At 71.4% G+C, this 19993-nt stretch carries 16 protein-coding genes; 11 read left to right on the top strand and 5 right to left on the bottom strand.

Annotated elements, in window-relative coordinates:
- Positions 1–21 precede the first annotated feature (21 nt).
- Both MTS1_RS06540 and MTS1_RS06545 read right to left on the bottom strand, forming a co-directional pair.
- A complete protein-coding gene (locus MTS1_RS06540) occupies positions 22–939 on the bottom strand; it encodes a carbohydrate ABC transporter permease (protein WP_023952489.1) in 918 nt (305 codons plus the stop codon).
- Positions 929–1861, bottom strand: coding sequence for a carbohydrate ABC transporter permease (locus MTS1_RS06545; RefSeq protein WP_023952491.1), 933 nt, complete (start codon positions 1859–1861; stop codon positions 929–931). Before MTS1_RS06545 ends, MTS1_RS06540 begins: the two co-directional genes overlap by 11 nt.
- Positions 1862–1947: 86 nt before the next feature.
- Here MTS1_RS06545 and MTS1_RS06550 point away from each other — a divergent pair, with 86 nt between their 5' ends.
- Both MTS1_RS06550 and MTS1_RS06555 read left to right on the top strand, forming a co-directional pair.
- Positions 1948–3141 carry an acetylxylan esterase gene (locus tag MTS1_RS06550; protein ID WP_233494901.1) on the top strand — a complete coding sequence of 398 codons (1194 nt, stop codon included), beginning with the start codon at positions 1948–1950 and terminating at the stop codon, positions 3139–3141.
- 161 nt (positions 3142–3302) lie between these two features.
- The gene (locus tag MTS1_RS06555) at positions 3303–4583 is read left to right on the top strand and encodes an ABC transporter substrate-binding protein (RefSeq protein WP_023952495.1); all 1281 of its coding nucleotides are present in this window, start codon (positions 3303–3305) and stop codon (positions 4581–4583) included.
- 139 nt (positions 4584–4722) lie between these two features.
- Here the strand turns inward: MTS1_RS06555 and MTS1_RS06560 are convergent, their stop codons facing one another.
- Positions 4723–4992, bottom strand: a complete 270-nt coding sequence (locus MTS1_RS06560) for a hypothetical protein (RefSeq protein WP_023952497.1) — start codon at positions 4990–4992, stop codon at positions 4723–4725.
- 139 nt (positions 4993–5131) lie between these two features.
- On the opposite strand from MTS1_RS06560, the gene MTS1_RS06565 reads away from it, so the two are divergent.
- Positions 5132–6601, top strand: a complete 1470-nt coding sequence (locus tag MTS1_RS06565) for an HNH endonuclease signature motif containing protein (protein ID WP_233494902.1) — start codon at positions 5132–5134, stop codon at positions 6599–6601.
- Between the two features lie 163 nt (positions 6602–6764).
- Here the strand turns inward: MTS1_RS06565 and MTS1_RS06570 are convergent, their stop codons facing one another.
- Complete coding sequence (locus MTS1_RS06570; RefSeq protein ID WP_023952501.1) at positions 6765–8159, bottom strand: glycoside hydrolase family 30 beta sandwich domain-containing protein; 1395 nt, start codon at positions 8157–8159, stop codon at positions 6765–6767.
- Positions 8160–8278: 119 nt separating this feature from the next.
- Entirely contained in the window at positions 8279–9376 is a 1098-nt protein-coding gene (locus MTS1_RS06575) for a Xaa-Pro peptidase family protein (RefSeq protein WP_023952503.1), read from the bottom strand.
- A 64-nt stretch (positions 9377–9440) separates the two neighbouring features.
- On the opposite strand from MTS1_RS06575, the gene MTS1_RS06580 reads away from it, so the two are divergent.
- The 8 genes from MTS1_RS06580 to MTS1_RS06615 all read left to right on the top strand — a co-directional run bounded on the left by MTS1_RS06580 (position 9441) and on the right by MTS1_RS06615 (position 19593).
- On the top strand, positions 9441–10433 hold the full coding sequence (locus MTS1_RS06580; RefSeq protein WP_023952505.1) for a LacI family DNA-binding transcriptional regulator: 993 nt from the start codon (positions 9441–9443) through the stop codon (positions 10431–10433).
- A 107-nt stretch (positions 10434–10540) separates the two neighbouring features.
- Positions 10541–11875 (top strand): Gfo/Idh/MocA family protein, encoded by a 1335-nt coding sequence (locus MTS1_RS06585; protein ID WP_023952507.1) that lies wholly within the window; start codon positions 10541–10543, stop codon positions 11873–11875.
- Positions 11872–12807, top strand: coding sequence for an NAD(P)-dependent oxidoreductase (locus tag MTS1_RS06590; RefSeq protein WP_036304679.1), 936 nt, complete (start codon positions 11872–11874; stop codon positions 12805–12807). Before MTS1_RS06585 ends, MTS1_RS06590 begins: the two co-directional genes overlap by 4 nt.
- A complete protein-coding gene (locus MTS1_RS06595; protein WP_023952509.1) occupies positions 12804–13703 on the top strand; it encodes a 5-dehydro-4-deoxyglucarate dehydratase in 900 nt (299 codons plus the stop codon). Before MTS1_RS06590 ends, MTS1_RS06595 begins: the two co-directional genes overlap by 4 nt.
- Positions 13700–14785, top strand: a complete 1086-nt coding sequence (locus MTS1_RS06600; RefSeq protein ID WP_023952510.1) for a mandelate racemase/muconate lactonizing enzyme family protein — start codon at positions 13700–13702, stop codon at positions 14783–14785. The genes MTS1_RS06595 and MTS1_RS06600 overlap by 4 nt, the downstream gene beginning before the upstream one ends.
- Positions 14786–14860: 75 nt before the next feature.
- A complete protein-coding gene (locus MTS1_RS06605; RefSeq protein WP_023952512.1) occupies positions 14861–16339 on the top strand; it encodes an aldehyde dehydrogenase (NADP(+)) in 1479 nt (492 codons plus the stop codon).
- 9 nt (positions 16340–16348) lie between these two features.
- Positions 16349–17320 carry a serine hydrolase gene (locus tag MTS1_RS06610; protein ID WP_023952513.1) on the top strand — a complete coding sequence of 324 codons (972 nt, stop codon included), beginning with the start codon at positions 16349–16351 and terminating at the stop codon, positions 17318–17320.
- The gene (locus tag MTS1_RS06615) at positions 17317–19593 is read left to right on the top strand and encodes a beta-galactosidase (protein WP_036304680.1); all 2277 of its coding nucleotides are present in this window, start codon (positions 17317–17319) and stop codon (positions 19591–19593) included. The genes MTS1_RS06610 and MTS1_RS06615 overlap by 4 nt, the downstream gene beginning before the upstream one ends.
- Positions 19594–19993: the final 400 nt, after the last annotated feature.

A 19993-nucleotide genomic window follows, 5' to 3' on the forward strand; every position in this document is an offset into this window, starting at 1 on the left:
AGCGCCGGCGCCGGTCGCCGCCTACTTGATGCCGGTCGTGGCGATGCCGCGGATGAGGAAGCGCTGACCGAAGAGGAAGGCCAGGAAGACCGGTACGAGCGAGACCACCGACATCGCGAACATGCCGCCGAAGTTCGAGGCCCCCTGCGCCGACATGAACTGGCGGAGCGCGAGCGGCACGGTGAAGAGGTCGGGGTTGTTCAGGTAGATCAGCGCCCCGAAGAAGTCGTTCCACACCCAGACGAAGGTGAAGATCGCGGTCGTCGCGAGGGCCGGAGTCATCATCGGCAGCAGGATCTGCAGGAAGATGCGGGCGTGCCCGGCGCCGTCGATGCGCGCCGCCTCGTCGAGCTCGCGCGGGATGCCGCGGATGAACTGCACCATCAAGAAGATGAAGAACGCGTCGGTCGCGAGCGCTTTCGGCAGGATGAGCGGCCAGAAGGTGTTCACGAGTCCGAGCTGACTGAACATGATGTACTGCGGCACGATGACGATGTGCACGGGCAGCATGATCGTCACGAGCATGATCGCGAAGAGCGTGCGCTTGAAGTGGAAGTTCAGGCGAGCGAAGGCGTAGGCGGCCATCGTGCACGACACGAGATTGCCGATGATCGACCCCGCGACGACGACGAGCGAGTTCCACAGGTAGGTGCCGAACGAGGGCGAGAGGGCGTTCCACCCCTCGATGTAGTTGTCGACCTCGAAGGACAGCGGCCATAGGCCCGGCAGCCGGAAGATCTCGTCGTTGGGCCGCAGCGAGCTGACGATCATCCACAGCAGCGGGTAGAGCATCAGCAGCGAGGTCGCGATGAGGAAGACGTGCCGTGCGAGTGCGCCCGCCCGGCTCCGCCGACCGAGGCCCAGCTCCTCGCGCCGCCGCGCCCGCTGGCGCTCGCGGGCGTCCTTGCGGTCGGCGGTCGTGATCAGTTCAGTCGTCATAGAACACCCACAGCTTGGAGAGAGCGAAGTTCACGGCGGTGAAGCCCGCGATGATGGCCACCAGCAGCCAGGCCATGGCCGAGGCGTAGCCCATGTCGAACGCCGTGAACCCCTTCTGGTAGAGGTACAGCGTGTAGAAGAGCGTCGAGTCGGACGGTCCGCCCGATCCGTTCGAGATGATGAACGCCTGGGTGAAGGCCTGGAACGCTCCGATCATCGACAGGACGAGGTTGAAGAAGACGATCGGACTGAGCAGCGGCAGCGTGATCGAGAAGAACTGGCGGACGGATCCCGCGCCGTCCATCGCGGCGGCCTCGTAGTACATCACCGGGATCTGTCTCAGACCGGCGAGGAAGATGACCATCGGCGCACCGAAGCCCCACACGCTCAAGAGGATGATCGTCGACAGCGCCGTGTCGGGGTTCGAGATCCACCCGGGACCCTCGATGCCGAAGATCGCGAGGAACTGGTTGACGAGCCCGTCGACGCCGAAGATCTGCTTCCACAGGATCGCTACCGCGACCGAGGAGCCGAGCAGGGAGGGCAGGTAGAACATCGAGCGGTAGAACGCCAGCCCCCGCAGCCCCTTGTCGAGCAGCAGAGCGATGCCGAGTGCCGCGCCCATGGCGAGCGGGACGCCGACGAGGACGTACACGAACGTGACGCCGAGGGATGCCGCGAGGCGCGGGTCCTGAGCCATCCGGACGTAGTTGTCGATGCCGATGAACTCGGGGGCGTTGAAAAGGTCGTACTTCGTGAACGACAGGTACAGGGATGCCGCGATCGGCAACACGGTGACGAGTACGAGCCCGAGCAACCAGGGAGCGAGGAAGACCATCGCCGCCTTCGTGTCGCGCGGTTTCTCCCGCGCAGCCCGCCCGGCGGGACGCCGCAGCCGGGACAGCTCGCCGATGGCGCTCATCCGGTCCTCCTCGACACATCCATCGCTTCGTCGTCGAGCGATGCAGAGCGCTCAGAAAGCGCTTTCTGTGAAGATACACTATCGACGTGGACGCACAAGCGTTCCCCCCGATCGGAGCCACGATGACGTCGCCGGACACCTCGCCCACGCTCGCCCGCGACGCCGGTGCGGTCGATGCTCCCCACCCCTCCGGTCCCCTGGCCGGCTATGCCGACTGGCCCGCGTACCTCGAGCGCACGACACCGCATCGGCCGGGCGACGAGCGCGGCGACGCGCTCGCCCGCGCCCTCGGCGTGCGGAGGCCGTCCGCCGCCGACATCCGTGTCGAACACACCTGGTCGAACGACGGCGTCGACGGCTCGGAGCTGAGCTGGCAGCTGCCGTACGGACCGCGGACGCGGGCGTGGCTGCTGCGCCCGGCCGGCATCCGCTCAGCCCTGCCGGGCCTGCTCGCACTGCACTGCCACGGCGGAGTCCGCTCGGTCGGCGCGGAGCATCTCGTCGAGACCGACCGCCACCCTCACCCGACCGCCGCCCGACTGCGACGCGACGTCTACGACGGTCGAGCCCCCGCGAACGACCTCGCGCGCGACGGATTCGCGGTGCTCGCGCACGACACGTTCTCGTGGGGCAGCCGCGCGTTCGACCTGACCCGACCGACGCCGCGCCTGGCCGAGCACATCGCGGCCCGCGAGGCGCTCTGGCGCGAACGCGGCGAGGACCCCAGCGCCGCAGACCGGTTCGACGCGATCTCGACGCTGCACGAGGACTCGCTCGCCAAGGCCGCCGGAATGCTCGGGTCGAGCCTCGCCGGGGCCGTCGCGAGCGACGACCTCGCGGCCCTCGACGTCCTCGCCGAGCTGCCGGGGGTCGACCCTGCTCGGCTCGGCACCTTCGGACTGTCGGGCGGCGGCGGACGGGCGGTGCTCGCGGCAGCGTTGGATCGACGCATCTCGGCGACCGTCGTCACCTGCATGATGGCGACGTTCGCCTCACTCGTCCCCGCCGAGATCGACACCCATTCGTGGTTGCTGCACAGTCCCGGCATCCGGTCGGCGGGAGACTGGCCCGAGCTCGCTCGACCGGGGCGCGGACAGTCGGTGCTCGTGCAGTACGGCCGATACGATCCCCTCTTCCCCGCAGCCGGGATGCAGGCGGCCGACGCGGCTCTGGCCGGCTCGGCGGGCTACGCCGGGTCGTTCCACGACGCGGGGCACGTCTCTTCGGCGGCGATGCAGGACGAGGCGCGTGCTTTCCTGGCCGATCGACTCCGCGCCTGACGTCGCTCGAGTGCGTCGTTGACTTTGCCGACGGCGGGCGTTAACGTCCGTCAGTAAGCGTTTTCTCACGGTCGAGAAGCGCTATCGAGAAAACGCTTCCGCAGCGGCCGACGTCGAAGCAGACGACGACACCGCGACGCACCCGCCCGAGAGGACCTCCCATGAACAACCGACGACTCCTCGCCCTCGCCGCCGCCGGCGTCGCGATCGCCGTCTCGCTGTCCGGATGCGCCGCAGGCGCCGGCGGTGGCGACGACGAGAAGATCACCCTGCGCTTCGCCTGGTGGGGCAGCGACGAGCTCAACGCCATCAAGGACGAGCAGATCGCCCTCTTCGAGAAGGCCCACCCGAACATCACCGTCGCGGGCGAGCCCAGCGAGTACAACGGCTACTACGACAAGCTCGCCACCCAGGTCGCCGGCGGCGGCGCCCCGGACGCCCTGCAGATCACGTACGACGCCCTCCCCCTGTACGTGGCCAAGAACGCGATCGCCGACATCTCCAGCGACGTCGACCAGGACTCCTTCACGCCCGGCTCCCTCGATGCGGGCATCATCGACGGCAAGCTCTACGCCCTGCCGACGGGTGTCGGCTCACGCGGCATCATCGTCAACCCCGCCGTGTTCGAGGCCGCAGGCGTGCCACTGCCCGACGACACGACCTGGACCTGGGACGACTACATCGACATCGCCACCCAGATCTCCGAGAAGAGCGGCGACGGCGTCTACGGGTCGGCTCAGATCGCCAACGACCAGTCGCTCATGGCCTTCGCACGCCAGAACGGCGAAGACCTCTACACCGCCGACGGCGAGTTCGGCGTGAGCGAGAAGACCGCGAACGAGTTCTTCACCTTCGCGAAGGAACTGCAAGCCAGCGGAGGATCGCCCGACGCCTCGACCGCGGCCGAGGACGCGTCAGCTTCCCTCGAGCAGAGCCTGATGGGGCAGGGGAAGATCGGCATGGCGTTCGCCCCGCTCAACTTCACGGGCATCTACGCCACGGCATCCGGTCAGGACCTCCAGATCCTCAATGTGCCCGGCGACAGCGCCGGCAAGGTCGGTCTCGTCATCCAGCCGACCGTGCAGTACGCCGTGTCGTCGAAGTCGAAGCACCCGCGCGAAGCCGCGATGCTCATCGACTTCCTCCTCAACAGCGACGAGGCCGGGCCCCTCAACAAGCTGACCCTCGGCATTCCCGCGACGCCCGGGGTGCTCGAGGCGATCACGCCCGAGTTCACGGACTCCGAGAAGGCTCAGGTCGCCTTCATCGATCGGCTGTCTGCCGCGGGTGGTGCACCCCAGAACCCGCTGGCGCTTCCCACGTCGCAGCTCGGACCGATCATCACCAAGCTGCTCGACGACGTCACGTTCGACAAGGCGACGCCGGCCGACGCCGCGTCCGAGCTCGTATCGCAGGTGCAGACCGCGCTCGACGCGAGCTGACGAGCGACACTCCGGCAGGGCCGGATGCGGGAACCTCAGCCCCCGCATCCGGCCCTGTCTCGCATGAGGCGCCGCCCCGCCGGAGCGCGCAGCCTCGCGCACGTCAGGCTGCGTCGCTAGCGTCATCCGCGTCGTCGCGTCAGGATGCGTCGAGCCAGCGGCGCTCGAACTCTTCCGCGCTGATCGGCGTGACGGCATCGTCGTCGTCGAGTTCCCGGGTCGTGGACGGTTGGTCCGACAGCATCCCCTGATCGTCGACATCGACGGCGCCGAAGCCGTACCGCCGCGGGCCCGCCGGTCGATCATCGATCTGCCGCACGACCCGCCAGAGGCCATCCGGTCCGGCCTCGAGCTGTTGATACTGCGCGAAACCAGCGAGGTCGGCATCGACGACGAGATAGCGGGCCATACCTCCATCATCACCGGAGGCGACGGGGGTGCGGGGGTCGGCGGGGCGGGGTGCGCGCGTCTCGGTCCGGAGTCCGCGGAGCCACGCAGGCTGTGGACAGTCGCGGCGCAATGTCGGAGGCCAGTGACAATATTAGAACATGCATTCGAATGGTGGGCTCGGCGGCCGGGCAGGCGGCGGAATGGGCAGCGACGGTGACGTCGACGCCCTCGCGGCGCTCGTCGCGGATGCCGAGGGTGTTTCGGATGCCGCGCGAGCGGTGCAGATTCGTGAGGTTCGAGTGCTCGCCGCGGCCGGGGCTCTCGCCGAGAAACAGGCTGCGGGGGCGTCGGAACGTGTGGAGGCGCGCGAGATGGCGCTGCGCGGGATCGCCGCGGAACTCGCCGGAGTGTTCGTCGCGACCGACCGCACCCTGCAACGCCGGATCGACGAAGCACGCGACCTCGTCGACAACTACCCGTTGACGATGGCGGCGTGGGAGACCGGACGCATCGTCCGAGGACACGTCCGGGTGATCCAAGAGATCGGGTGCATCGTGCCCGCGGACGACCGCGAGGACTTCGAGCGAGTCGCGATCGAGCGATGCGAGGGCCAGACGCCCAACCGGGTGCGGGCGGCGTTGCAGATGCTCGCGGAACGCATGCACCCGCGGACCTTCACCGAACGCCACGAGGAGGCCGCGGCGGGGCGGTGCGTGCAGGTGCGGACCGGGGCCGACGGCATGTCGGATCTCATCGCGACGCTGCCCACCGTGATCGCCGACGGGATCGTGGACCGACTGACCCGGCAGGCGCGCGAGATCATCAACGCGCGGGCGAAAGCCGACGCCTCGGGCGCCGCGGACGCCGCCTCCGCGAGCACTGACGCCCTGTTCGCCGCGGACTCGACCGGCACCGACGACCTGATCGACCACGCGGATACCGACGGGTCGTCGTTCATCGGCGACACGCGCACGATCGACCAGATTCGCGCCGACGTATTCAGCGATCTCCTCCTCGCGGGAACACCTGGGCTCGACCCCACGGCAACCGGTGACGGGGACGGGGCGCTCGGAGCGATCCGCGCGCACGTGCAGGTCGTCGTGTCGGCACTCACACTGATGGGACAGGACGAAGGGCCGGCCGACCTGGCGGGCCGCTCCCCCATCGACGCCGCTACCGCACGCGAACTCGCCGGCAAGGCGGCCTCGTGGGACCGACTGCTCACCCATCCCGTCACCGGGACCGTGCTCGAATGCGACACGTACCGGCCGACCGCAGCGATGGTGCGGCTGCTACGGGCGAGGGACCGGCACTGCCGGTTCCCCGGATGTAGGCAAGCCGCCATCCGCTGCGAACTCGACCACACCATCGCCGCCTCCCACGGCGGCCCCACCCACGTGCGCAACCTCGCCAACCTCTGTAAGAGACACCACGACGTCAAACACCACACCCGATGGCGAGTCCGACAACTCGCGGGCGGGCGCCTGATATGGACCTCACCCACCGGACGGGTCTACCGCGAAGACGCTCCGCCACCACTCGTCGCATTCACCACCGCCGAGCCGCCCGGCAGCCCGGCTCCACCGGCTGCGCTACGAGGGTGCTGGGACGGACCGCCGCCATTCTGACGCGCCATCGTCACGCACCACTCTCATGTGCGGCCCCATTGCGTCGCACACGCGACCCCGGTGCGCCGGCCCCGCACGCCAAGGCCACCAGCGCGTGCGCGGCGCGATCCCGTCCGGACTCTGGCCGTGCCGGGCTTCGCCGGCGCGAGCGCGGGCGCACGCGTCAGGCAGCGGCGATGTGGATGGTGCTGAACGAGTCCGCGGGCAGAACGACGTCGAACGCTGCGCCGTCGAGGGCGATCGTCACCGGCATCTCGTCCGCGAGGTCGTTCTGCATGGCGACGACGATCGAGCCGTCGGGGTTCTCGAAAGCGAGCTGGTTCTCGTGACCCGTCCAGCTGAAGGCGTCGATCCGGGTCGCGCCGGCCTGCACATGGTGCGCGAGGTGCTTCATGACGAAGAACTCGTGGGTGTAGCGGTATCCATTGGTCTCGGGGTCGACGACGACGAGAGAGTTCTGCGCCCAGCCCCACCGGCTGACGCCGCCCTCGTCGAGAGCGAGGTTCCAATAGGTGTACGCGTTGGCGCCGGCCTCGAAGAAGCGCTTCATGAGAGACCAGGTGTACCGCGCGAATCGCCAGTCGTTCCGGCCATCACCGCACTCCTGCTCGGTCTGGTACAACGACAGGTGCGGTGCGATCCGGTGCGCATCGGCGATCGCCCCCTTGCCCGCCCACTGGAATCCCGCGCCCGAAACGAAGGGTCCGGCATCCGGATCCGCGAGGACGGTCGCGAGATGCTCCGGCGCGGGGCGCTCCTGCGTGCCGAAGAACACGTCGACGCCCAGCTCTCGCATCCGCGGCCCGAGGACGGCGATGAACCGGGCCAGCCCTTCGGGCGTCCACGTGCAGCTCGGGAACACCTGCGGCGAGTTGAACTCGTTCTGCGGCATGACCATCGAGATGTCGATGCCCTCCGCGCGATACGCCTCGACGAACCGCGCGAAGTACTCGGCGTAAGCGGCGAGGTACCGCGGCTCCTGGATCATCATGTCCGTGCCCTCGGCACCGACCTGATCGGGCCGGAGCCCGTTGTCGATGTCGTTCCCGCGCCATGGCAGGGCTGCAGCGTAATGACCGTTCGTCTTCATCCACGACGGCGGGCTCCACGGCGATGCCCAGAGCTTCAGGTCCGGGCGCCGACGCAGGGCCTCGTGGATGTACGGGATGAGCGACGCGCGGTCGTGCTCGATCGAGAAGTGCTCGAGCCCGAAGTCTCCTGCGACCTCGTCGTAGGAGTACCAATCGGTCGAGAAGTCGTTCGCGCCCACCGGCATCCGGCACACCGAGAAGCCCGTACCGCGGCCCGGCGCGAACAGCTCGTCGAAGATCTCGGCACGGTCGGCATCGCTCAGGCGGGACAGCGCCCGCCAGCCGAGCTCGTTGAAGCAGACGCCGAGCCCCTCGACGGTCTGGTGCCTGCGGTCCGTGCGCAGCAGCACGTTGGGCATGCCCGTCGCGGGCGCGAACCGCGGCGCGGGCATCTCGATCCACGCCCGCTCGCGATCGGTGCTCACCCAGCTGATACGACGATTCGGGACGACATCGGTGTCGGACATGCGGGCCTTTCGGATGTGCGGCGAACGGACCGCATCACGACGACGCGACGCTGCGTTCTCCCGTCATCATCGCAGAGCCGAACCACCAGCCGAACCACCGGCCGCCTCCGCTCGACGCGTCACGAGAACGGTCGCGCGACAGGCCGGGCGAGGCCGGCCACGGTGACGACGGGCCAGCGCGGATCGACCGTCAGCACCTCGACACCGGCATCGGTGACGACCACGGTGTCCTCGACCTTCGCGCCGGGCGCGCTCGGATTCCAGGCGAACGCGTGCGGCGATCGTACGAGGTCGCGCGTCTGGGACGTCGCCCGCGGATCGCGCCCCGCATAGCCGGTCGGTCCGCCCTGATGGTGACGTTCCCACTCATCCGGCGCGAAGCCGGCGTCGGCGTAGCCGCGACATCCCGCGGCGAAAACATCGTCGAGCCGCGCACCCGGCCGGGTCGCCGCGAAGAACGCCGCCTCGACCTCCAGGATGCGGTCGTCGTCGACCCCGGCTGCCCCGACCCAACGAGTCGCGTTGGCGATCAGCCCGTGCCTCCGACCGCACACGACGAGCATCGCGCGCGCACCGAGCGGAGACTCCGTGGGCAGCGGATGCCGGTGGCCCAGCCGCCCCTCCCCCGCCACCAGCACCACGAGCGGATCGATCCCGCGCGCGACGAGACCCGCCGCGAGGGCGGAGGCGGCAGTGCGCTCCGACGTCGCCTCGCCGAGCCCCGCGGCGACATCCGTCATCACCTCGGCCACCGCACGGCCGAGGCCCCGATATCGATCGACTTCCTCCGGCACCAGCGCGGCGCGCACCGCCCGCAGCTGCGGACCGAGCTCGGACTCCGCCACCACGCGCCCGTTCCCGGCACCGGCGCGCGCCGCGACCGACTCGTACCACGGGACGCGAACGACGCGCTCGGCGTCGTCCGGTGCGAGCTCCTCCGCGATCAGCCGGTCGGCCTCGTTCGCCGAGACGAAGAGCGTGTCGCCGCCCTCAGCGACGCGGACGGCCAGGACGGGCGGACCCGCGAGCGAGACGTGCGTGCGAACGCCGCCCAGGTACCACGAGAGCGCCTCGTGAGACGTGAGCACGAGTGCTGCCGCGCCGGCATCCTCACGGACGGATGCGAGGCGGCGGCGCTTGACGTCGCGCTCCGTCGTCGGCACCACGCCGTTCGCCGACGCGGTGTCCGCGGCTCCCGCGGTCGTGATCGCAGACATCGTCGTCTCCTGTCATAAAACGTTTCCTCGCATAGTATGGCCGGACCGAGAGGGCGGGGGCACGATGGCCGGAGCGAAACAGACCACGATCACCGACGTCGCCGCGCATGCCGGCGTCTCACTCGCCACCGTCTCGCGCGTCATGAACGGCAACGCCACCGTCGATCCGGCTCTCGCCGAACGCGTGCGCGCTTCGGCCGCCCAGCTCGGCTACTCGGCCAACCCGCTCGCACGAAGCCTCGTGCTCGGGCGCACCCAGACCATCTCGGTCGTCGTCCCCGACCTCGCGAACCCCACGTTCCAGGGGATGCTGCGCGGACTCAGCCGGGCAGCGGTCGCCGACGGCTATCACGTGCTCATCGCCGATTCCGACGAACACGTCGACGAGGAGCGTCTGCTCGCGCTCGAGTCGCGGCGACGCTCGGACGGGCTGATCCTGTGCGCGCCCCGCATGAGCGACGAGCAGCTCGCCGAGGTCGTCGCCGACGTCGCGCCCGTCGTCCTGGTCAACCGCACCGGCGACGCCCCGAGCGTCGCCGCGGACTACCGCACGCCGCTGCGGGGCATCATCGACCACCTCTACGCGCAGGGCCACCGCCGCTTCGCGTATCTCGCCGGCGCGGCACGCAGCGCCTCGAGCGGGCAGCGGCTCTCCGCGCTCGAAGACGCGCGGCGCGAACTGCCGGACTGCTCGATCGCCGAGATCCCCGCCGGGGTCGATTTCGCGAGCGGCGCGGGAGCTCTCGACGACGTCCTGACATCCGGCGCGACGGCGGTGCTGGCCTTCAACGACCTGTCGGCGATGGGCCTGCTGAGCGCGGCGACCGAGCGCGGCATCCCGGTGCCGGGCCGGCTCTCGATCGCGGGGTTCGATGACATCCCCTTCGCCCGCTACACCTCCCCCGCGCTCACGACCGCCGCCGTGCCGATGGGCGAGCTCGGCGCGCGAGCGTGGTCGGCGCTGCACGACCTTCTGGACGGGCGTACGCCCGAGCCCGCCGTGACAGTGTCGCCCGAGGTCATCGTGCGAGGCAGCACCGGGGCACCCGCGGCCTGAGAATTGTCCCCTCGCGCCCGCGCCGCGGCTTGTGCTACGCTGAGAAAACGTTTACTGAGAGCGCTTTCCCGCCGGAGGCCCCTCAGCTCTTGGCACGAAGGAGAGCCATGACCCGCACGCGCTACGCCCTGGTCGGCGCGGGACACCGCGCCCAGATGTACGTCGACGCCATCACCGGGACGCACGCCGATCGGGCGGAGCTCGTCGCGATCTGCGAGCCCAACCCGGTACGGGCCGAGCACTACCGCGATCAGCTGATCGAGCGCGGCCTGCCCGCCCCGACCCTGTGGACACCGGACGAGCTCGAACGGATGATCCAGGAGTCCGAGGCCGAGCGCGTCATCATCACGGCGCGCGACGACCTGCACGCGTCGCTCATCGTGCGCTCGCTCGATGCCGGTGCCGACGTGGTCGTCGAGAAGCCCCTGACGATCGATGCGCCGAGCGCCGCCGCGATCGAGGATGCCGTCGAGCGCACGGGACGCTCTGTCGTGCTGACGTTCAACTACCGCTACTCGCCCCGCAACAGCGCACTGCGGCAGGTGATCCAGGACGGCCGGATCGGTCGGGTCACGTCGATCGACTTCTCGTGGATGCTCGACACGAAGCACGGCGCCGACTACTTCCGCCGCTGGCACCGTGAGAAGGCGCACTCGGGCGGTCTGCTCGTGCACAAGGCGAGTCACCACTTCGACCTCGTCAACTGGTGGATCCGCGACGAGCCCCGCCGCGTCTTCGCCTCCGGTGGCCTTCGCTTCTACGGGGCCGAGAACGCGCGGACCCGCGAGCTCGGCGAGCGCCCCCTCCGCGGCACGCACGACGGCACTCACGACCCGTTCGAGCTCGACCTGCGCGACGACGATCGCCTGCGCGCGCTGTATCTCGAGGCCGAGAGCCACGACGGCTATCTGCGCGATCGCGACGTGTTCGGCGAGGGCATCACGATCGAGGACAACCTCGCTCTCGTCGTCGACTACGCCGGCGGCGCGACGATGTCGTACTCGCTCAACGCCCACGCCCCGTGGGAGGGATACCGCGTCGCCGTGAACGGCACCGAGGGTCGCGCCGAGCTCGAGGTCGTCGAGCGCGGCGCCGTCCTCGAAGACGAAGGGCTGCACCCCGTGCTCGATCCCTCGGCCGTCGAGGCGGGCGGGCCCGTCTCGCTGCGCCCGCAGGGCGAACGTCTGATCGTCCAGCGCCACTGGGAGGACGCCGTCGAGATCCCGATCGAGTCGGGCGAGGGCGGCCACGGCGGCGGCGACGAGCTGCTGCTCGCCGATGTCTTCGTCGGGCCCGGCGACGACCCGCTGGCTCGACCCGCCGGCTGGGCGGACGGCGTGCAGTCGATCGCGGTGGGCATCGCGGGCAACCTGTCGCTGGCGTCGGGTCTTCCCGTGCGCACATCCGAGCTCGGCATCCGACTGCTCGACGGCCGGCGATGAGCCGGGTCGTCGTCACCGGAGGCGCGGGCCGCCTCGGCCGGAGCCTCGTCGGCGGGCTCGTCGCGGCCGGCCACCGCGTCGTGTCCTTCGACCGCGCGGTGTCGGACGCCCCCGAGCTGCAGGGGGCCGATCAGCTCGCGATCGACCTGCTCGACGCCGAGGCGACCGTCACCGCGCTCCGCGCACAGCGGGCGACCGCGGTCATCCACCTCGCCGCGATCGCGGTCCCCTTCAGCGCTCCCGAAGACGTCATCATGCGCACGAATGCCGCGTTGGCCGTCTCGGTGCTGGGCGGGGCGGTCGCCGCCGGGGTATCCCGGATCGTGGCCGCGTCCAGCCCCACCGTGCTGGGCTATGGAGCACCCCGCGGCTGGGTGCCCGACCGCTTCCCGCTCGACGAAGACACTCCGCCACGACCGTGGAACAGCTACGCCCTCTCGAAACTCGTCATCGAGCAGACGGTGCGGATGCTGCACCGGCAGACCGGCGACGCCGTGCGCTTCGCCGCGTTCCGCCCCTGCTACGTCATCGCCCCCGAGGAATGGCGCGGGGCGCCGACGCAGCAGGGCCATACCGTCCGCGAGCGACTCGACGACCCCGGCCTCGCCGCGCCGGCGCTGTTCAACTACGTCGACGCGCGTGACGTCGCCTCGTTCGCCGATGCGCTCCTGGCCGCCCTGCCGACGATCCCGAACGCCGAGACGTTCTTCGTCGGGGCGGACGACGCCCTCGCGCGCCGCCCGCTCGCCGAGCTCATCCCCCGCTTCCACCCCGGCACGGAGGAGGTCGCCGCCGTCCTCACCGGCACGACCCCCGCCTTCTCCAACGAGAAGGCACGGCGCCTGCTCGACTGGGCGCCGCGTCATTCCTGGCGCGATGCCCTGACCGAAGAACACTCCCTCTCCGACGCCCGAAAGGACGTGCCGGCATGAACTTCGACGGCATCCTCTTCTTCCCCGTCACCCCGTTCGACTCCTCCGGCTCGGTCGACCACGAACTGCTCGCATCGCACGTCGGCCGAGGCGTCGAACAGGGCGCCGGCGGCGTCTTCCCGGCCTGCGGGACGGGCGAGTTCCACGCGCTCTCGACCGCCGAGGCGGCTGCCGTCGTCCGGACCGCGGTCGCGAGCGTCGCGGGAGCCGTCCCCGTCGTCGCCGGCACCGGCGGCCCACTCGGCCACGCCCTCGAGACCGCCCGCGCTGCCGCGGATGCCGGGGCCGACGCCCTGCTCGCCCTGCCGCCGTACCTCGTCGGCGGACCGCAGGCGGGACTCGTGGCCTACGTCGAGGCGATCGCCGCGGCATCCGACCTGCCCGTGATCGTCTACCACCGCGCCAACGCGCAGTTCACGCCCGAGTCGATGCGCCGTCTCGCCGACAACCCGCGGATCGTGGGATTCAAGGACGGCACCGGTGACATCGGCGCGACACAGCTCATCGTCCGCGCGATCGCCGACGCGGGCCGCGACGACTTCGCGTTCTTCAATGGTCTCCTCACCGCCGAGCTCACCCAGGCCGCGTACCGCGGCATCGGCGTGCCGCTGTACTCGTCCGCCGCCTTCGCGATGATCCCCGAGGTCGCCAACGCCTACTACCGGGCCTACGTCGAGCACGACGAGGAGCGCCGCCTGGCACTGCTCGACGCGTTCTACACCCCGCTGGTCACCCTCCGCGACGAGACGCCCGGGTTCGGCGTCTCGCTCATCAAGGCGGGCCTGCGCCTGAGCGGGCAGGCCGTCGGCGGCGTGCGTGCCCCGCTCGTCGACCCCACCGCCGATCAGGAACGCCGCCTCGCGGCGATCCTCGATGCCGGGCGCGCTCTGCTGTGACGACGATCGCCGCGCTCGACGCGCGCCTGATCCGGGTCCCGCTCACCCGCCCGTGGGCCGCCGACGTCACCTCGGTCGGCGTCATTGCGACGCACCTGCGCCGCAGCGACGGTGCCGAGGGCTGGGGCTTCGCCTGGACTCCCCAGATCGGAGCCGAGGCCGTGCTCGCCCTCCTGCGCCACGACATCGCGCCCGCCGCGGTGGGGCGTTCCGCCGCCCCGGGCGACGCCTGGCAGGGCTTGTGGGAGCACGTGCACGAGGCGGGCGGCGGCGGTGTCACGACGATCGCGCTCGCGGGCCTCGACCTGGCGCTGTGGGATGCCGCGGCGCGCGCAGCGGGTTCATCGGTCTCGACCCTGATCGGACGACGGCGCGAGAGCGTCCGCGTGTACGGCAGCGGCGTGAACCTCCACTACTCGATGGACGAGCTCGTCGCGCAGGCCGAGCGATGGGTCGATCGCGGGTTCAGTGCGGTGAAGGTCAAGGTCGGCAAGGCGGACGTCGCCGAGGACCTCGACCGGCTTCGCGCCGTGCGCGCGGTCCTGGGGCCCGACCGCGGCCTGATGATCGACGCCAATCAGCGCTGGGACCTCGACCGCGCCACGCGCTCGCTCGACGTCCTCGCCGAGGTCCGACCCGGCTGGATCGAGGAGCCCCTGCGCGCCGACGACATCGACGGACACGCCGAGCTCGCACGGCGCCTCGGCGGCGGGCCGCGCATTCCGATCGCCGTGGGCGAGAACCTGCACACCGCGTACCGCTTCGCCGAGATGCTGCGCCGCGGCGCCGCGCAGATCGTGCAGCCCAACATCATCCGCGTCGGCGGGATCACGCCGCTGCAGCGCATCGCCACCGTGGCCGAGGACGCCGGGGCCGAGCTGCATCCGCACCTGCTGCCGGAGCTGTCGGGCCAGATCGCGCTGACCCTGCCCGGCGGCGCCGCCGAGCCCTGGGTCGAAGACGTCGAGGATGCCGGCTTTGCCGAGCTCGGCGCCCTCCGCGATCCGTCTCCCGTCGTGATCCGCGACGGACGGCTGCGCGAGACCGATCACGTCGGCCTGGGCCTGCGCTTCACCGGCTGACACGTCAGCACCGGCCGGCTCCTCCCCACTCACCCTTCACCCACGCTCGATCACAGACCACCGCGAGGACCAGCGATGACCACCACCCCCGATCGCATCGACGAACTGGCCGCCGCGGCAGCCGCGGCAGCCCCCATCTGGCGCGACGCGGATGCGGCGACCCGCGCCGGCTGGCTGCGCGCCCTCGCCGACGCCCTCGACGCCGCCGCGGACGAGCTCGTCGAGATCGCCGACCGCGAGACACGGCTCGGCACGACGCGCCTGCGCGGCGAGGTCGGCCGCACGACGGGACAGCTGCGGCTGTTCGCCGACGTCGTGACCGAGGGCTCGTTCCGCGAGATCACGATCGACGACGCCGACCCGGCTGCGACGCCGCCGCGCCCCGAGCTGCGCCGTCTGCTCGTGGGGCTCGGGCCGGTCGCGGTGTTCTCGGCGTCCAACTTCCCCTTCGCGTTCTCGGTCTGCGGCGGCGACACCGCGTCGGCCCTCGCTGCCGGCAACCCGGTGATCGTCAAGGCGCACTCCGGGCACCCGGAGCTCTCGCGCCGCACGGCCGAGATCGCAGTCGAGGCCCTCCGCGGCGCCGGAGCGCCGGAGGGGTCGTTCACGCTCGTCGAGGGGCGCGAGGCCGGCAACGCGCTCGTGCAGCAGCCCCTCGTCCGCGCGGCAGGGTTCACCGGCTCGGTGTCGGGCGGGCGCGCCCTGTTCGACCTCGCGTCGGGGCGGCCCGATCCGATCCCGTTCTACGGCGAGCTGGGCAGCGTGAACCCCGTGGTCGTCACACCCGCCGCGGCCGCGGCCCGGGGCGATGAGCTCGCCCGCGGTCTCGTGGCCTCGTTCACGCTCGGCGCCGGCCAGTTCTGCACGAAGCCCGGCGTCGTGTTCGTTCCCGGCGGCAGCGGATTCGTCGACGCCGTCGCCGCTGCCGCGGTGGGCGCGACCGGCGGCCCGCTGCTGACCGATCGCATCACCGACGCCTTCCCGGCCGGGATCTCGGTGCTCGAGGCCGACGCATCCGTGGGGTTGGTGGCGGAGGGCGCCGCGGGCGACGGTGCACGCCCCGTCGTCCTCGCGTCCGATGCGGCGGCGGTCGCGGCTCGCCCGGAGGTCCTGCTGGAGGAGTGCTTCGGTCCCGTCACCCTGCTCGTCGAGTACGCCGGCGAGGCAGACCTGCTGGCAGCCCTCGCCGCCGTGCCGGGAAGCCTCACCGCCACCCTGCACTCGGAGCCGGGCGACGACGTCGCCGCAACCCTCGCACTGCTGCAGGAGCGGGCCGGTCGTGTGCTGTTCGCCGGCTGGCCGACCGGCGTTGCAGTGACCTGGTCGCAGCACCACGGCGGCCCGTGGCCCGCGACCACCTCGCTGCACACCTCCGTCGGGGCCACCGCCATCCGCCGCTTCCTGCGCCCGCTCGTCTTCCAGGATGCGCCGCCCGCCCTGTTGCCGCGCGAGCTGAGCGACGCGGCGCTGAGCAGCATCCCGCACCGGCGCAACGGCGTGCTCGTGCTGCCGCAGGCGAGCGGGCCGCTCGCAGACGGAAAACGCTTCCCGTAGGCTGGCGCGATGACCTCGAGCTTCACCGCCGCGTTCGACTGGGCCCGCCGGCACGTGGGAGACGGCCGTCTGCCATCCGCCGTCGTCGGCATCGCGGACGCACGCGGCATCCTCGCCCTCGACGCCGTCGCCGCCGATGTCGACGACCGGTACGCGCTCTTCTCGATCACGAAGCCACTGCTGGGCATCTCCGCCGCGCGCGCCATCGAGCGCGGCGAGCTGACCCTGCAGACACCGCTGACGCGCGCGCTCCCGGAGTTCGGCCGCGACCGGGACGACATCGTGCGGCTCTCGCACCTCGTGAGCCACACGAGCGGCATCAGCGAACCGCCGCTCGACACCCGGGTGCCGCTGCGCACCGAGCTCCTCACGCGCGGCCGCGACTTCGCCGCCGGGACCGTCTCGCGATACTCCACGCTCGCCTTCGAGGGCGTCGCGGCGCTCGTCGAGAGCGCGAGCGGCCACGCATGGCACGACGACGTCGCCGGCTGGGCGTCGAGCATCGGCGCCGACGGCCTGTCGGTCGACCTCGACGGCACGACGCCGATCGCGGATGCCGCCGCCGCGGGCGCCGATATGGCGGCCTTCGCCGCGCAGCGCAATCCCGGCGCGGGCCTCGCCGGCCGGGCGCGCGACCTGCTCGCCCTCGGGACCGAGCTCCTGCGGATCCACGACGGTGCCCGCGACGGCATCCTCGCGCCCGCGACGCTCGCGATGATGCGGCGCCCCCTGACCGGCGACATCCCGCGGCTCGAGCCCTATCCCGCCGAGCGCGGCCAGGACTGGGGTCTCGCCTGGAACCTGCGCACCCGGGCCCCCGGGCTGATCGACCGCGACACGTACGGCCACGGCGGCTGGGCGGGGACGGAGTTCTGGGTCCACCCGGGCGCCGGCATCGCGTGGGTGCTGCTGACCAACCGCGCCCTGCGTCCGGGCGTCGACGTCGACGAGCTCGACAACGCGGTCGTCGGGGCGCGGTGAGCGAGCCCGTGACCGAGCCGCTGACCGTCCAGCACGTCGCCTGGCCCCACCCCGAGCGGCCCGCGCCGCTGCCCGCTCCTCACGAGCGCGCCCGCGGCATCTCGGTCACCGATCGCGCCCTTTACCGTCACGGCGAGGGCTGGGTGCCGGTGTCAGGCGAAGTGCACTACAGCAGGCTGCCGCGGCACCGCTGGCCCGAGCGGATGCGACAGCTGCGCGCCGCCGGCGTCTCGGTCGCCTCGACCTACGCCTTCTGGAACCACCACGTCTCCGAGCGCGGGCGCCCCCGCTTCGACGGGCACCTCGACCTCGGCGCGTTCGTCGACGACGCCGCCGCGGCCGGACTCGACGTCATGCTCCGGATCGGCCCCTGGGCGCACGGCGAGTCGCGCAACGGCGGCTTCCCCGACTGGGTGCAGGAGCTGCCGGTCGCCCACCGGAGCGACGACCCCGCCTATCTCGAACTCGTGCGCGAGTGGTTCGGTCAGCTCGCGACTGCCCTCGACGGCCGCGCACGGCCGGGCGGACCGGTCATCGGCATCCAGCTCGAGAACGAGCTCTACGACCGCCCCGAGCATCTCGTCACGCTCAAGCGACTCGCCCGCGAGGCGGGTATGTCGGCGCCCCTGTGGACCGCGACGGCATGGGGTGGGGCGATGCTCCCCGACGGCGAGGTGATGCCGGTGTTCGGCGGCTATGCCGACGGCTTCTGGGTCGACCCCGCAGCCCCGTGGGATCCGACCTTCCGCGCGCACTACTTCCCGTCGCACGACTGGGACGACCCGGGCGTGGGCGCTGACGTGCGCGCCAGCCAGGGCTTCGCCGCGGCGAGCGCGACGGCCGATCTGCACGGCTTCCCGCCGGCCACATGCGAGCTCGGCGGGGGCATGGCCACGGCGTACCACCGGCGCCCGGTCCTGGCCGGGCGCGACGTCGCCGCTCTCGCCCACGTGAAGATCGGCAACGGCTCCGCGTGGCAGGGGTACTACATGTTCGTCGGCGGTCGTAACCCCGGCCCCGACCTGCAGGAGACGATCGACACCGGATATCCGAACGACATGCCCGAGTTCGGATATGACTTCCACGCTCCCATCGGGCAGTCGGGCGACCTGGCCGAATCGGCGCCGCTGCTGCGCGCGCAGCACGCCTTCCTCTCCGCGTTCGGCGCCCGCCTGTCGGCCATGTCGTCGTCCCTCCCCGATGTCCGCGCCACGTCGCTCGACGACCGCACCACCCTCCGATGGGCCCTCCGCTCGACGGCCGACGAGGGCATCGTCGTGATCTCGCACCACCAGCCGTTCGAGCAGGTCGCGGACGTGGCCGACGTGCAGCTGCGCGTGGTCCGTGGCGAGACCGAGACGCTCTTCCCCTCCCGGCCGATCACGGTGCCCGCCGGCACGCTCGCGCGATGGCCGGTCGGGCTCGCCATCGGGCGGACGCGCGTCGCCTGGGCGACGGCATCCCTCCTCACGGTCGTCGCCGGCACGGCGCGACCGACCCTCGTGCTCGTCGAAGATCGCGGCATCCCCGTCGAGATCGCGGTCGGCGACGAGGCGCCGCGGGCCGTCACGCCGGGCTTCCGCCCCCTCGGCTTCGACGACCTCGACGTCGTGGTGCTGCCCGCCGCCGATGCCGACCGCGTCTGGGTGCGGCCGGGTCCCCGCCCCGAGCTGTGGCTGACCGACGGCGAACTGACGTGGGGCGTCGACGGCGCCCTCGTGCGCGGGGCCGGAGAGGCTCACCGTTACGACCCGGATACGGGCGAATGGCGGGCTGCGGCAGTCGTGACGGACGCGCCGGACCCCGCCCGCGCAGCCGCGCCCGCGCCCGACGGCGAACGCGTGTCGGTCGAACAGGAGCGCGCGCCGCAGGCACCGCCCGCGGACTACGGCTTCGGCGGGCCGCGCCACCGCGCACCGTCGGACGAGACCTTCAGCGAGCGCGCCGCCCGATACCGCCTGCGCCTGCCCGCAACGTCGTTCGACCCCGAGGCCGACGCCCTGCTCGACCTCGACTGGGCGGGCGACGTCGGACGCGTCGTCGTCGACGGCCGCGTCGTCGACGATCGCTTCTGGGACGGCATGCGCTGGTCGCTCTCGCTGCGGGATGTCGGCGCCACCGAGACCAGCGAGATCGCCGTCGAGGTGCTGGCGTTGTCACCCGCCTCGACGATCGCCCTCCCCAGCGGCGCGGAGTCACAGCGAGCCGACGCTGCGGCTCCGAGCCTCCGCGCCGCGGTGCGCCGTCGCGGCCCCTGGCAGCGCCTCGCCTGAGCGGCCCGCGCCGGTGGCGAAACTCGGAGAATGGCGCGAAAACCGGATGCCGCGCGGGCTGAAGCTCCGAGAAGCGTGAGATTCTCCGAAAGTCGCGACGACCGGATCGGGCCCGTCGCCGCCACGGTCCGTAATCGCGACGACGACGGGGAAAGCCCGTCGAGACGGAATGCGCTTTCCGCGTCACCGTAGCGCGGATGTCACGCGCCTCACAACCCGCGACAGCCGGGTCGGGCATCTGAGCCGCACGTGACCATTGCGTCTTGATGACCGCCGTGTTTAGATCGTTTCACGCAAGGCGGAATGCGCTTTCCAATGACGGAGGCGCGCTCGTCTCGCGCCGTGGTCGAGTCCGTACGCCCCCGGATGCCGTTCATCCTCCCGCTCCGGCGGAGAGGCT

The sequence above is a fragment of the Microbacterium sp. TS-1 genome (assembly GCF_000509385.1).
Taxonomy (GTDB): Bacteria; Actinomycetota; Actinomycetes; order Actinomycetales; family Microbacteriaceae; genus Microbacterium; species Microbacterium arborescens.

Bases quoted from the DNA above. Each gene is read 5' to 3' on its own strand.
- MTS1_RS06540 (WP_023952489.1), bottom strand. From the start codon at position 939: ATGACGACTGAACTGATCACGACCGCCGACCGCAAGGACGCCCGCGAG.
- MTS1_RS06545 (WP_023952491.1), bottom strand. From the start codon at position 1,861: ATGAGCGCCATCGGCGAGCTGTCCCGGCTGCGGCGTCCCGCCGGGCGG.
- MTS1_RS06555 (WP_023952495.1), top strand. From the start codon at position 3,303: ATGAACAACCGACGACTCCTCGCCCTCGCCGCCGCCGGCGTCGCGATC.
- MTS1_RS06560 (WP_023952497.1), bottom strand. From the start codon at position 4,992: ATGGCCCGCTATCTCGTCGTCGATGCCGACCTCGCTGGTTTCGCGCAG.
- MTS1_RS06565 (WP_233494902.1), top strand. From the start codon at position 5,132: ATGCATTCGAATGGTGGGCTCGGCGGCCGGGCAGGCGGCGGAATGGGC.
- MTS1_RS06570 (WP_023952501.1), bottom strand. From the start codon at position 8,159: ATGTCCGACACCGATGTCGTCCCGAATCGTCGTATCAGCTGGGTGAGC.
- MTS1_RS06575 (WP_023952503.1), bottom strand. From the start codon at position 9,376: ATGTCTGCGATCACGACCGCGGGAGCCGCGGACACCGCGTCGGCGAAC.
- MTS1_RS06580 (WP_023952505.1), top strand. From the start codon at position 9,441: ATGGCCGGAGCGAAACAGACCACGATCACCGACGTCGCCGCGCATGCC.
- MTS1_RS06585 (WP_023952507.1), top strand. From the start codon at position 10,541: ATGACCCGCACGCGCTACGCCCTGGTCGGCGCGGGACACCGCGCCCAG.
- MTS1_RS06590 (WP_036304679.1), top strand. From the start codon at position 11,872: ATGAGCCGGGTCGTCGTCACCGGAGGCGCGGGCCGCCTCGGCCGGAGC.
- MTS1_RS06595 (WP_023952509.1), top strand. From the start codon at position 12,804: ATGAACTTCGACGGCATCCTCTTCTTCCCCGTCACCCCGTTCGACTCC.
- MTS1_RS06605 (WP_023952512.1), top strand. From the start codon at position 14,861: ATGACCACCACCCCCGATCGCATCGACGAACTGGCCGCCGCGGCAGCC.
- MTS1_RS06610 (WP_023952513.1), top strand. From the start codon at position 16,349: ATGACCTCGAGCTTCACCGCCGCGTTCGACTGGGCCCGCCGGCACGTG.